At 58.3% G+C, this 12,170-nt stretch carries 13 protein-coding genes; 9 read left to right on the forward strand and 4 right to left on the reverse strand.

Features of this window, described 5'->3' with window-relative positions; genetic code table 11:
- Positions 1-959 (reverse strand): GGDEF domain-containing protein (locus RMO15_RS09040; RefSeq protein WP_309710885.1); only part of this gene is annotated, 959 nt, incomplete at its 3' end.
- A gap of 200 nt (positions 960-1,159) precedes the next feature.
- On the opposite strand from RMO15_RS09040, the gene RMO15_RS09045 reads away from it, so the two are divergent.
- From RMO15_RS09045 to RMO15_RS09060, 4 genes are all read left to right on the forward strand, one after another.
- Positions 1,160-1,720, forward strand: a complete 561-nt coding sequence (locus RMO15_RS09045; RefSeq protein ID WP_309710888.1) for a hypothetical protein — start codon at positions 1,160-1,162, stop codon at positions 1,718-1,720.
- Positions 1,717-2,271, forward strand: coding sequence for a hypothetical protein (locus RMO15_RS09050; RefSeq protein ID WP_309710891.1), 555 nt, complete (start codon positions 1,717-1,719; stop codon positions 2,269-2,271). Before RMO15_RS09045 ends, RMO15_RS09050 begins: the two co-directional genes overlap by 4 nt.
- A 114-nt stretch (positions 2,272-2,385) precedes the next feature.
- Positions 2,386-3,789 (forward strand): hypothetical protein, encoded by a 1,404-nt coding sequence (locus RMO15_RS09055; RefSeq protein WP_309710894.1) that lies wholly within the window; start codon positions 2,386-2,388, stop codon positions 3,787-3,789.
- A 157-nt stretch (positions 3,790-3,946) separates the two neighbouring features.
- Positions 3,947-4,855 (forward strand): cation diffusion facilitator family transporter, encoded by a 909-nt coding sequence (locus RMO15_RS09060; RefSeq protein ID WP_309710897.1) that lies wholly within the window; start codon positions 3,947-3,949, stop codon positions 4,853-4,855.
- Between the two features lie 148 nt (positions 4,856-5,003).
- Here RMO15_RS09060 and RMO15_RS09065 read toward each other — a convergent pair whose 3' ends face one another.
- Positions 5,004-7,214 (reverse strand): copper amine oxidase N-terminal domain-containing protein, encoded by a 2,211-nt coding sequence (locus tag RMO15_RS09065; protein ID WP_309710899.1) that lies wholly within the window; start codon positions 7,212-7,214, stop codon positions 5,004-5,006.
- A gap of 95 nt (positions 7,215-7,309) precedes the next feature.
- Between RMO15_RS09065 and RMO15_RS09070 the strand changes: the two genes are divergently transcribed.
- Positions 7,310-8,113, forward strand: coding sequence for a DUF1559 domain-containing protein (locus RMO15_RS09070; protein WP_309710901.1), 804 nt, complete (start codon positions 7,310-7,312; stop codon positions 8,111-8,113).
- Positions 8,114-8,172: 59 nt separating this feature from the next.
- Here the strand turns inward: RMO15_RS09070 and RMO15_RS09075 are convergent, their stop codons facing one another.
- Together RMO15_RS09075 and RMO15_RS09080 are read right to left on the reverse strand one after the other, a co-directional pair.
- Complete coding sequence (locus RMO15_RS09075) at positions 8,173-8,667, reverse strand: hypothetical protein (protein ID WP_309710903.1); 495 nt, start codon at positions 8,665-8,667, stop codon at positions 8,173-8,175.
- 54 nt (positions 8,668-8,721) lie between these two features.
- Positions 8,722-9,795, reverse strand: coding sequence for a hypothetical protein (locus tag RMO15_RS09080; RefSeq protein ID WP_309710906.1), 1,074 nt, complete (start codon positions 9,793-9,795; stop codon positions 8,722-8,724).
- 162 nt (positions 9,796-9,957) lie between these two features.
- Here RMO15_RS09080 and RMO15_RS09085 point away from each other — a divergent pair, with 162 nt between their 5' ends.
- The 4 genes from RMO15_RS09085 to RMO15_RS09100 form a co-directional block, all read left to right on the forward strand.
- Positions 9,958-10,701 carry a hypothetical protein gene (locus RMO15_RS09085; protein WP_309710910.1) on the forward strand — a complete coding sequence of 248 codons (744 nt, stop codon included), beginning with the start codon at positions 9,958-9,960 and terminating at the stop codon, positions 10,699-10,701.
- Between the two features lie 26 nt (positions 10,702-10,727).
- Positions 10,728-11,105 carry a hypothetical protein gene (locus RMO15_RS09090; protein ID WP_309710913.1) on the forward strand — a complete coding sequence of 126 codons (378 nt, stop codon included), beginning with the start codon at positions 10,728-10,730 and terminating at the stop codon, positions 11,103-11,105.
- Between the two features lie 35 nt (positions 11,106-11,140).
- A complete protein-coding gene (locus tag RMO15_RS09095) occupies positions 11,141-11,566 on the forward strand; it encodes an ester cyclase (RefSeq protein ID WP_309710916.1) in 426 nt (141 codons plus the stop codon).
- Between the two features lie 20 nt (positions 11,567-11,586).
- A partial coding sequence (locus tag RMO15_RS09100; RefSeq protein ID WP_309710919.1) for an MOSC N-terminal beta barrel domain-containing protein occupies positions 11,587-12,170 on the forward strand: 584 nt, incomplete at its 3' end.

Genomic DNA, 12,170 nt, shown 5'->3' on the forward strand with positions numbered 1-12,170 from the left:
AGCTCACCTTCCAGCTCAAAGCGGCTCCGAACCGCTCTCTCCATCTCCGAGTCAAAAGCGGCAATCCGGTTTTTCCCCTGATGCTTGGCCGCATACATCGCAATATCGGCATTTCTCAAAAGGCTCGGTGCATCCAGATTCGTGGTGGCTGCAATCCCAATACTTGTACTGAGATGGAGAGTTTGGCCCTCGACAATCAGTGGCCGACGAATTTGTTGGAGAAGGGATTCGGCCAGCTGCTGCGCCTCCGCTTGGGTTGCCCCCAGACGTAGTAAGACCCTAAACTCATCGCCGCCCAACCGAACCACATCCCCGGACATTTTCACAGCGCTTCGGAGCCGGTTCGCCACATGGAACAAGACAAGATCCCCGATGGGATGCCCAAGCGTATCGTTGATGGCTTTGAAGTTATCCAGATCCAGATAAAGAAGATAGCGCTGGCTTGGAGAGGGTGTTCTGGAGAGAGCCTCAAAGAGATAGTTGCGGTTCGGAAGCTGTGTCAGGGAGTCATGATGCGCTAAATAGAGCAGGCGCTCCTCAGAGAGCTTATGGGTAGTGACATCGGTAAAGACTCCGACAATGCGCCAGTGGTTTAGCCCCACCGCCTCCAGATGAACATCCTCGTGAATCCAGATCTCTGAATCATCCGCCAGTGTCATCGGAAACTGCCGCCCACAGCGCTTTTTCTTATGCTGAAAGGCTTCCGCAAACATGGCATTGCCTTGAGCCTTGGCAAGAGGGGAGCGTGCCATATATAGGTCTAGCAAAAAAGAGTTTCCAGGGTGACGCTTGATGGGGAGCCAGTGCTTTATCGCGTCCTCATTCAAAATGGTGATATCCCAGGAGCTGTCATCTTCCTCGGGGAAAGTATAGACATCGGCGTACCAGATCAGGCAGCGGGCGTGGTGAAGGATATATGCCATCAGCGAATCGGGCAGGTTTGGGTGAGGAAGCTCCATACGTAAACTAAATGATCGGTAAAAATACGCGGATTACTCAGACATGTATACTACAATGCACGTTGCCTCTCCTTGCTCTGATTGCCACGCAAAGCCGGTGGCTTCCGATGGCTTCCGATGGCTTCATGGCGCGGCAAAAACTTAAAAATAAACGTAGCAACCATTTGCAACCTGAAACGTCTGCACGTAAGGAAACCAAAATGCTCTATCAAATTCTGCTCGCCGTGGGAGGACTGGGACTGCTGACTCAGGCTGTCCTTGGTTTTGCCCATAGTGATGGTGACAGCGATGGGAGCCACCCTGCCCATAATATGCAGGATCAGCACGGCCAGCATGGAGACGGGCATACCTGGCTTCTGATGTTCTCGCCACTACGGCTCTTTGGCTTTAGCCTAGGAATCGGTGCTGCGGGAATGGGACTCCAGAGCACGACGACTCTCTCGCCTTGGCTGGTGCTCGCACTATCACTGCTGGCAGGCTTGGCGTTCTATCGTTTGATCGTGAAGCCGCTGATGGACCTTGCCATGCGCTTTGCCAGTAAGCCCGCCACCACGCTCTCAGGAGCCGTTGGCCAGGAAGTGATGTCGGATAGCCGCTTCGATGCCACAGGGAAAGGAATCGTGACCCTGACAGTCGATGGCCACCTGATTCGGCTTCTGGCGACTCTCGAAGGTGCCCCGGAACCGATTGAGGCAGGGGAAAAGCTCGTCGTGATTGCGATTGACACACGGCGCAATACGGCAAAGGTCGCAAAGCTATGATCTATCAAGTCCTGCTCGGTGTCGGAGCGCTGGGCACTCTGATGATGGGCCTCACGGGCCTGCGCGCCGGACGTGGTATCCGCGCACGGAGCCGTGGAAAAGCCCGTGCACGTGGTAAAGGTAAAGGGCGTGGAAGCTCCGACAGCGGCGCGTTTGTGGAGGCGCTACTCGGTGTCTTCTCTCCACTGGGAATCTTCTCGCTCTGCCTCGGCGCGGGCGCCGCGGGCATACTCACAAACCGCTGGTGGTGGGCTGTTGTGGGAGGCCTGCTCTTCTGGAAACTGGTCATTGAACCCCTCCAAGAGCTGCTTCTGCGCTTTGCCTCCGACCCCGCAAAGAACCTCGAAGGTGCACGTGCCAGTGAGGCCATTGCTCTCTCGCGTTTTGATACGAACAGCCAAGGCATGGTGAGTCTTACCGTAGATGGCCAGGTACGCCGCGTCCTGGCAAAGCTCAGCGAGGGCGAGCCCCGCGAGATTGCGATTGGTGAAAAACTAGTGGTGGTGGACGTGGACACGAAACGAAACACGTGCCGCGTCGCCCGTTTATGAGCCATCCCCTGAAGGGCATGGCACCAGAGGGAACAAAGCCCGAAACGGGCTTTGTTTCCCGAAGGGAGCCACGGACTTTAGTCCGTGAAAAAGAAAGAAAAATAGGAAAATAAAATGCCAACATGGCTCATTCCCGTGCTTATTATTGTGGTAGCAGTGCTGTTAATCCCCGTGATTATCAGCCAGTTTCTTACTACCGTTGAAGCTGGTACGATCCGTATGGTGACCGGCATGGGTGGCGGCACCAAGATCTACCGTGGCCCCGGAAAAGCCCCCGAGGTTCCGATCTTCACGACCGGAACGACCATTCCTTCCAAGGCCATTAATATTGACCTGGACATCTCCGACCAGACTGCCGACATGGGCAGCGATGGAATCCCGCGCCCCATCAAAGTGCGTGTCTTAGCGAGCGCCATTGTCTCTGTCGGTGACTCCAACGAGATGATCATGACGGCGGCCAATAAGTTCTTTGCCAAGAATTTGGAGGAGCAAAATGGGATTCTCTCGGACTTGCTGACCTCGACGGGCCGCCGCGCGATCAACTTGCTCAACCACGACGAGCTCTTCTCCGCGGGTGGCACGGGCACAGCAGGCCCGGAGGAAGACGACCGGCTCGCGATTATCATCAAAGGCGCGTGCTCGCGTGAGCTGCAAGATTTAGGGCTGGTCTTTAACTCGCTCAATATCAAAGAAGTGCAGTCCGAAGTCGCAGAGGCGCGCCGCCGCCAGTCTGCCGTGGAGGCCAAGGCCAACGCCGATATTGTCGCCGCCGATCAAGAGCGCCGTGCCAAAGAGGCCCAGCTCCAGGCCGAGCAAGCCGTCAACGACAAGCAGCGCGACCTAGAGCGCCGCAAAGCGGAGAACGCTGCCGGGATCGCGCAAGCCGAGGCCGAGCGCCAGAACGCCCTTGCCATCCAGCGCGAGGCCGAGCTCCGTGCGACGCTGATCGCCCAAGCCAACGCCGATCTGGCAAAAGCGCGGGTGGATGCCGAGGGCGAGGCCATGCGCAAGCGGGTTGCTGCCGAAGCCGATGCCGCAAAAATGAAGATCGGAGCCGAGGCCGATGCTGCCAAGATGAAGATCGAGGTTGAGGCCAACGCCAACCGCGTGACGATCACGGCGGGCGCGGAGTCGACGCGCACCAAGATCGCCGCCGAAGCCGAGGCGGAGCGCACCCTCAAGATCGCACAGGCCGAAGCCGAAGCCGAAGCCGTCAAGATCCGCGCCGTCGGGCTAGCGCAAGCCGATGCGATCCGTGCCGTCAACGAGGCCATCAAAGAGGGTGGCTCGGCGTATCTCAACCTCAAGCAGCTAGAGATGACCCCGCAGATCACCGCCGAGATCGCCAAGGCGCTCGCGCAGGCCAAGATGGTCAATATCAGCGGCGGGGGCAGTGGAGGCAACGCGGCAGGCGACACGGCCAGCCAGCTCACCGGAATCGTCCAGACCCTGCTTGCCACCCGTCTGATCGGCGAGCAGCTACAGTCCGACAGTGCCAAGAGCACACCTGAGGCCTAAGCCGTAGGATAAATCCGTCGGCTTGAGAGGGCTACGCGTCCCTTCGGACGCAGCAAATTCGGTTGGCTGCGAAGGCAGCCGTAGCCCTAGTAAGCCCAGAGACTTGTTCTCAGGGGCTTGGTGCTATGACTTTTGTAAGCAGGTACAATAGCAGGCGATGTCTACACCCCACCCCGCAGAACAGGGGATGCGCTCTACACTAATCGGGATAGGGGTAAATCTCTTTCTGTCGCTGGGGAAGCTCCTGGCGGGAGTCTTTGGACACTCGTATGCCCTGGTCGCCGATGCCATTGAGTCAGGGATGGACGTGCTCTCGTCTATTCTGGTCTACTTTGGTCTGAAAGTCTCGACACTCCCCGCCGATGAGAACCACCCGCAGGGCCATGGGAAAGCGGAGCCGCTCGCCGCCGTGATGGTGGCTTTCTTTCTGTTTATTGCGGCCATTGGAATCGCCTACACCAGCATCCAGCGCATCCGAGTCCCCCACCGGCTTCCGGCTCCCTGGACCCTTCTGGTGCTGCTTGCCGTGGTGATTATCAAAGAGGCACTGGTGCGGTTCTCGCTGAGAGTGGGCGAGCAGACGGGTAGCAATGCCGTGAAAGCCGATGCCCTTCACCAGCGCACCGACACGCTCACGAGCATCGCCGCCTTTTTGGGAATCACGGTTGCACTGATCGGTAGCCACTTTCACCCCGATCCCCGCTGGCCCAGCGCTGATGACTGGGCCGCGCTTATGGCCTCGGTGGTGATCTTCCACAATGGCATCGGTATCCTGCGAGGAGCTCTCTTTGAGCTCACCGATGCCCACCCCGATCCCGCACTGGAGGCCGAGGTGCGGCGTATTGCGCTCACGGTTGTCGGGGTCGAGAACCTGCACAAGTGCTTTATCCGCAAGATGGGCTTCGACTACTTTGTCGAGCTAGACGTGCGAGTTGCGGGGGAGCTCTCCGTCTACCGGGGCCATGAGATCGCCCACGAAGTTCAGGATACTGTCCGCGCCCAGATCTCCGACAAGCGCTTCGCCCGCGTCCTCGTGCACATCGAGCCCACGTTCCCCAAGAGTTAAAGTTTCTCTTTGTCTTTTTTCTGCTCGACCGAGCAGGCTCCCGACATTCAGGTAGAGACTCCAAACCGGGGGAGAACAAACTTCATCAAGACAATATAGCCTAGCACGAAAACGATGGGGAACGACCACTCTGGCATACGGAACGCTCTCATTTCTTGAACTTGACAATCGCAGTACCGGAGCCCTTGCCACCCGTGCCTGTGGCGGAGACCTCGGCGGTGAAGACAAGGCCTGTTAGCTCTTTAGGGACGCGGAGTAGGATCGGCTCCGTGGCCCAGCGCCCACTGGCATCTGCTTTGGCACTGTACTCCCCGATGAGCCCGGAGGCGGCAAGAATGCTGGCACGCTTTCCGGCGTAGCGAACCGTCACTTTGATGGTCGCATTAGGCAGGCAGCGCCCGGAGAGCACCACGCTTCCTCCAACACTGGCTCCCTCTTGCGGCTGGTCAATGATCGGGGTCTCGGGGGGGCCTGCCGTTACCGTGATGGCATTAGCCGCTTTCAGCGTGGCAGTACGCCCCCGCGTGTCCGTGACCGTGACCGTAACGGGCGCGGCGACCATGACATCTTGTTTCTGCACCGTGTAGGTTCCCACATAGACACCGGGAGAGTCCTCTTTGAGCGGCTGGTCTTTGACCTTGACACCCAGCGAGAACGTGGCTTTTGAGCCGGGAGCGCCCAGGGCCTTGAGGGTCAGGACGTCTCCAAAGTTCAGAGGACGGTCATCCGGGAGAGCCACAAAGGACTTGAGCAGCGAGGTGGGGATCACGGTAAAGCGCCACTCGCGGCTGGTCTCATTGCCTGCCGTGTCGTGGGCCGTCAGCTTGGCTAAAATCGGCCCGGGTGCCAAGTCGGCCTGGGGCTGGTAGGTAAAGAACGTCTCGGTAAAGATCGCACGGGCCGTGACATCCTCGCCATTGACCACAAGCTGCACTTTCTTGGCATCCAGGCCACTGCCCTGATCGGAGTAGGTTCCGGTGAAATTGGGGCGGGGGTCGGTAAACTCGCTTCCCTCGGTTGGGGTGAAGGTTCCCAGGGTTGGGCCCACGGCATCTATGGCAAAAGTCTCCGCCGAGGCGACGGTCGGGGATGAGAGTGAATCCAGGGTCAGGGTTGCCAGCCCGGTCGCATCTTTCAGGGACGTCCCCGCGGGCACCGTCAGGTTCGCGACATAGTTTCCGGGCGTGGTCTCAACCAGAGGCAGCGCTTCCGCTCCAGGCAGTCCGGGCACGCGCAGTGTTCCCTTCGCTGCCGCCGTTCCGGCTACGGAGAAGGTGATCGTATCGCCTGCCTTGACCCACTTCTGGTTCGCATTGTGGCTGACTTTAAGTACTTCCACTTTAGCTGTGACGGGCTTCTCCACTTCGAGCACGGCCAGCGCGACCGCTCGATGCGTCACCGGGTTGATCCGCAGGCTCACTCGCTCACCGGGGCGCACTTCGCTCAGGCTGGAGGGCTTGCTGAGCCTCTGCACATCGGCCTGCGTCTCCACCTCCGCAGGTGGGCCTTCGGTAAAAAGCGCAATCCAGCGGTCGCCGAGTGCTTCCAGGCTCTTGATAGTCCCGATGCGCTCGTCGTAGCTGGCCTCAATCACGAAGGCTTGGCCTTGGCTATTTCGCTTGATCTGAACCGCATCGCCGCTCTTGAGAGCGCTCAGCTCCTGGCGAACTTGTGGGGCGGTGCCCACTTTAACAAGCACGATGGCATCCGGCGCGAGCGCGAGCGTCTCAGGGATGCCCGTGGCGGACTTGACCGTCAGCTCTGTCGCCGAGATCGCGGTCAGCACGCCCGCCAGTCCTTCTGTTTTTGGAAGAATTACCGGCGCGGTAGGGTTTACGGCTTTAATCTCGTCGGGGGTGAGTCCTTTGACGGGAATAATGATCGGCTTTTCCTCGGCAGGTGGCAGCTTGACGGCTCCCACTCCGGTCTTGACCACGGGCTTGGCTCCTGCCAGAGTGATCGCCACCAGTCGGGCGTTGGCATCCCACTTCACCTCAGCACCGAACGCCTCGGAGAGGAAGCGGAGCGGCAGCATGGTAGTCCCGGCGATATTCTGGGCGGGGGTGGTCAGGCTCTTGGGTTTACCATTGACAAAGCCCACCGACTCGCCCAGCTGTAGGGAGATATTGGTGTTGCCACGAGAGGCCGTGATGGTGCGGGTCTGGGGTAAGAACTGCACGGCTGCCCCGAGGCTCTCAAAGACTTCGCGGAGGGGAACGAGGATACTGCCATCGGGTGCTTGGAGCGGCCCCTGCTTAGGAAAGGCCACCGCGTTCCCATTTACCGTCACCGCAATGCTCTGTGCCCAAGTCGTCCCACTCACGAGGGCGAGACTGGCCGCCAAAAAAGCCTTCTTCATACCCGTTATTTTACCAGAACTCGCTTGCATTTCCCGGTAACGTTTGGCATACTATATTCAGGTTCTCTAAGTTAGAGCCTGAAGGAGGGTTTGCAATGTTGTTTTCCTCTCGACGAAGCATCCGAAAGAGCTTCACGTTAATTGAGTTACTCGTTGTGATTGCCATTATCGCGATACTGGCAGCTATTCTTTTCCCCGTCTTTGCCAAGGCGCGCGAGTCTGCCCGTAAGACAGCCTGCATGAGCAACATGAAACAGATCGCGATGGCCGCCATCATGTATGCCCAAGACTATGACGAAATGTTTCCTGGAAGTGGCGGAAACCCATCGAATACAGGTCCCGGCGGTATTTCGGTGGACTGGGGCTTCCCCGATGCGAGAGTACGGTGTGTCGCGCCTTTTAATGTCACTGCCACGAACTGTGTCTATGGCCCACTGATGTTCAACGGACAGCCGAGGCCATACTGCTGTGTCTGGCAGGGTGGTGGCTCGGCGATGGCACGTCCTTACTTCAAATCGGACATGGCGGTCTTCTGCCCGAATCAAAATAAGATCCCTGGCAACCCACCAGAGTACAGCTACAATCTGAACTACCAGTGGCTAGGCCCCATGGCACGAATTGACTACCCTGCGCAGAAAGTGCTGGCGATCGAGACCTACACCGTTCACGATGGGGATCGCAATGTCCGCTACTGCTGCAATGGGCCAGCGGCATGGAATATGATGGCTTTCGTTGATGGCCATGTCAAGCTTCAGCGTCTGGATCGTGGCTGTGCGAAGCTTACCATTCGCAACTCTAATCCCATTTGTGCAAACTGGTACGCCTGTAACTCCGCAAGCTGTTGTCCGGAGAACTACGGCTGCTCGGGTGCCAGCGGGAGCGTCCCCGACTTCCCGTAGCCAAATCAAAAGCGCCCTGAGAACACAGACGATAGGAGCTCTCGGGGCGCACGCATCATCTAGCGATTGTCACGGGTAACTGTCACCAAGGCATAGAGTGGTAGCTTGTTCTCACTCTTACCAAAGGGAACAAGGGCTTTCTCGCCCGACTTGAGCAGGCTTATGGTGTCGACAAAGCGTGTCGAAATCTGAGGTAGTTTCTGGTACCAGCCGGTGATGTAGCTCCACTCCGAGTGAAACACGAGCCGGATCATACCATTTTTGTCTTCACTGGCAGTGGCAGCGATACGCCAGCCGGAATGAGCCACTCCCGTGGTCTTTTCATCAATCGTGTACTTGATCTCATCACCAATAAACATTTCTCCTTTGTTCCCGCTCAGTGCCGCGATCGTCGGTTGCAAGAGAATCTTGGCGCTGGACAGAGAATCCGTGTTCTCCCGTGTGACTTTTGTGCCCTCGGGAACTTCAAAAACCTTTGTGGTGATTGTAAAACTAGGGAGCAACGGCTGCTGCGGTAGTGCGCCTAGCACGAAGAGACAAGGAATCAGTAACATAACAAACCTCCTGCCTGGTATTTTCGGCAGGAGGCAAGGATTTCCCTCGTATTTTTACGGGTCGGTGACGAAAACGACGGCGCAGCGCTCCAGAAACTTGCTCTCCAAATTGGCCTCGCGGATGCGCTGGGCATCACTGGCGGAGATCAGGGGCTCGCAGCGGGCCGCGTCACGGCAACGACGAGCGCGGATAATCAGCGGACGGGAACCGATCCTTGGGCTGGACTGGGCTGTGTCAAAAGAGCGGGGGTAGGCGACAATGCCCTGCTCCTGTAGAAAGTCATTGCTCACACTAATCGTCCCAAAGACTTCGTCGCCGCGCTCACTCCACAGCTTGGGCGAGGGCGATGAGGTGAGCCCTAGGCCGCGGCAGTCCACGATCAGGCCGGTGTAGAGCACACCACCGGGCGCAGGCGCTCCAGGTGCATAGGGATTTTTGGGCTCACGGAGGCTCTCTGTCACGATATTGCTCTTGCTCTCACTGGCCACCCCCACAGCTTCCGCCACTGAGCCCGCACCTACCAGTGGGACTTGGACGATCACCCGATAAATCCCCGCCTCGGGGAGGAGCTTTTCCTCAATGACCTCTGCACTCTTGATCAGCCCCGCTAGCTTCACGCGCACCTCATCGGACTTAAGAGTGTAGTTGCTGACGCGGCTACTGGCGCTCACCCGCACCTGCTGAACCGACATGGAGAGTGTCCGCAGGGCATCGGTGAGAGCGGCATCGCGCGCCGTGAGGGTGTCTTGCGCCCGTGAGCGGCTCAGGCTCGGCGGCGGGAGCGCACCCAGCCCAATCGCCCGAGCAAATCCCTGGCCGTAGTCAATCCGTCCCTTACCTGCCGCCACGGCTTCCACCATCGCGCTCGTTAGCCCCGACTCCGTCGCTGGCGTTGCTGCCCCCGCCCCTGCCAGTGCTTGCTGAAGTAGCTTCGGGTCTACCGCCGCCGGTGTCGGAAGCACCGGCTTGGCCGTTGAGGCAGGCTTGGGTGTCGGCTTTCCCGTCGCTTTGGGGGCTGGTTTCGGCGTCGGCTTTACGACAGTAGGCTTACGCGCCGATTTTTGCGGCACCGCCGCCGCAAAGGCCAAGGGAAGCAAGGGAAGTAAGAGCAAGCTCGCACGAAACATCGGTCAGGGTTCTCCTGCACGAGTTGGAGTCCTCAGAGCCAGACAGGTTTCATAAATTCCGCAGAGCCGTAAAGTGGTTTTTCGATTCAGGACAGCACGCCCAAGCTCGGGCGGCGCTACGGAGTGGACTTACTCTTGAGTAGTATAATGGGAAGGTGGTCTATGCCTAACGAACCCTCCAAAAAACTGCAGCTCTTTCCAAACCTCTGGGCAAAAGAGGCTCCTGTGCTCGCCGTCCCACGCCCTGTATGCAACTGTCTCAGCGGCCAGTCCCGCAATCTCCTGCTACATACCGAAGCGCAAGACACCGAGTGCGTGGCCTGGCAGCGGCTCAACGAGCTCATCGATACCGCCGCTCGCGATGGGCGTGAGACGTTCTCACCAGGCCGTGAGCTTTCCCCAGTGGAGTGGACACAGATCACCACACTCCCCCCGAGTATCGCCAAGCTCAAGGCGGTCAAGCACCTGATTCTGTACGGTAGCAGCCTGGTTTGGATTCCGCCAGAGATCGGAGAGCTGGAGTCGCTGGAAGAGTTCACGCCCTACACGTCGTACCGCCTGCATTGGTTCCCCTACGAGATTCTCCGCTGCAAGAACCTGACGCGAAGCACCATCAGCACACGCGCACTCTACGGCAACTACAAGCGCCGCCCTCCGTTTCCACGCTTGCCCCAGCTACACTCCGCCTTCGTCCCACAGACGTGTAGTGTCTGCAACAGCCCCTTCACAACCGAGAGCGTGCACCAAGCTTGGATCTCCCTCAGAGTCGCCACCGATGTCGTCCCGTTGCTGGTTCATGCCTGCTCTGCTGAGTGCATTGCGCAACTCCCCACGCCACCAGAAAACTACATTCAGACTCCCCATAAAGGCGGGCTACAGCTACAACAACCCGCCCCATATCACTAATTGGAGGTGCTACTATCTTTGATCCCATGACGGAGTTTGAAATACTCCTGACAGAATTTAATAATAACAAACAGAAAGCAAGACTCATTGAGGGAAATGTTTTCGTCAACTGTGCCTTCATCGGCTTTACCCGCTACGCGCCTCCGGAGCACTGGGGAACTGAGCAGATCAAGCTGATCCTCGCGCGGCTTGCGGGCGATTTGTCAGACGAGAGCCTGGAGTGGTACGAAGAGGCAGCCCCCCAGATTGCAGCTTTCTCTTGCCTCGCTCTGGGGGCCTTACTAGGTGTGTACAGCCAAGGAGCAATTAGCGACGAAGAGTTTTTGCACGGCGATGTTCTACTGCCTGGCTTTATCTTGCTGAATCTTGAAAGAGTCGAATCTCCGGCTCGGGTTAAGGTATAGTGTCGCAAAAGTTTAGAGTTTCAGGAGAGCTGATAATGTTGCAAGACCCCGAGAGCGTTTTACGTGCGTGGTACGAATTAGTCTGGAACGAAGGGCGTGAGGACGCCATTGATGAGCTTCTCGCCGAGGAGGGCATGGCCCACGGACTCATGGATGCGGAGGGAAACACGGCGTGTGGCCCGGCGAGCTTCAAGCACGTTTTTTACACATTCCGCACTGCCTTCCCTGATCTGCACATCACGCTGGAGGAAGTGATCTCTCAGCGAGACATCTGCGCGGTGCGCTGCACGGTTCGAGGAACGCACCTCGGCGATTCTTTAGGAATCCCCGCCACCGGCAAGACCGTGGAGTTCACCGGCATGAACTTCGTCAGAATCGCAGACGGCAAGATCGTCGAGGGCTGGAACAACTTCGACTTTGCCACCATGCAGGCCCAGCTCCTCTCTCCTGGTGCTGCCTGAGCCCAGTAAAGGGGATGAAGATGGCAACTGCTGAGCCTATTGGCACGGTCACTGACCTCTGGCGGTTCCCCGTGAAGTCCATGCGGGGCGAGCGACTCACGGAGGCGTTTGTCACTGAACAAGGCATCCAGGGAGACCGGGCGTATGCGCTTCTGGATGTTGAAACGGGGCGCGTGGTGAGTGCGTCGAATGCCCACTTTCCTGGAATTTTGGAGTGCACGGCAACTTTTGTCGCACCTTTCACGGAGGCAAGTGCAATGCTCCCGCCCATCAGAATCACCCTTCCCTCGGGTGCCTCTGCGACCAGCGACTCCCCGGCTCTCTCGGCGCTTCTCTCCGATTACTTTCACCGTGAGACAGAGCTGATCCACACCATTCCTGCCAACTATGGGAGTCGCCAGGCGGAGTTCTTTACGGAGGTGGGCCTTGCGCTCGTTGCCCCTACCCACTCTTTCATGGACCTCTGCCCCCTCTCACTTATCAGCACTGCCACTCTCGCCTCGCTTGGCCACGACCGGCGGCGCTTTCGGATGAACGTTATTGTCCAGACGGCAGGGGAAGGTTTCCCAGACAATGCCTGGCTGCACCACCACCTGACGGTTGG

It is taken from the genome of Armatimonas sp. (genome assembly GCF_031410135.1).
GTDB lineage: Bacteria > Armatimonadota > Armatimonadia > Armatimonadales > Armatimonadaceae > Armatimonas.

Coding starts and splice junctions, on each gene's coding strand:
- RMO15_RS09045 (WP_309710888.1), top strand. CDS start 1,160: ATGCTCTATCAAATTCTGCTCGCCGTGGGAGGACTGGGACTGCTGACT.
- RMO15_RS09050 (WP_309710891.1), top strand. CDS start 1,717: ATGATCTATCAAGTCCTGCTCGGTGTCGGAGCGCTGGGCACTCTGATG.
- RMO15_RS09055 (WP_309710894.1), top strand. CDS start 2,386: ATGCCAACATGGCTCATTCCCGTGCTTATTATTGTGGTAGCAGTGCTG.
- RMO15_RS09060 (WP_309710897.1), top strand. CDS start 3,947: ATGTCTACACCCCACCCCGCAGAACAGGGGATGCGCTCTACACTAATC.
- RMO15_RS09065 (WP_309710899.1), bottom strand. CDS start 7,214: ATGAAGAAGGCTTTTTTGGCGGCCAGTCTCGCCCTCGTGAGTGGGACG.
- RMO15_RS09070 (WP_309710901.1), top strand. CDS start 7,310: ATGTTGTTTTCCTCTCGACGAAGCATCCGAAAGAGCTTCACGTTAATT.
- RMO15_RS09075 (WP_309710903.1), bottom strand. CDS start 8,667: ATGTTACTGATTCCTTGTCTCTTCGTGCTAGGCGCACTACCGCAGCAG.
- RMO15_RS09080 (WP_309710906.1), bottom strand. CDS start 9,795: ATGTTTCGTGCGAGCTTGCTCTTACTTCCCTTGCTTCCCTTGGCCTTT.
- RMO15_RS09085 (WP_309710910.1), top strand. CDS start 9,958: ATGCCTAACGAACCCTCCAAAAAACTGCAGCTCTTTCCAAACCTCTGG.
- RMO15_RS09090 (WP_309710913.1), top strand. CDS start 10,728: ATGACGGAGTTTGAAATACTCCTGACAGAATTTAATAATAACAAACAG.
- RMO15_RS09095 (WP_309710916.1), top strand. CDS start 11,141: ATGTTGCAAGACCCCGAGAGCGTTTTACGTGCGTGGTACGAATTAGTC.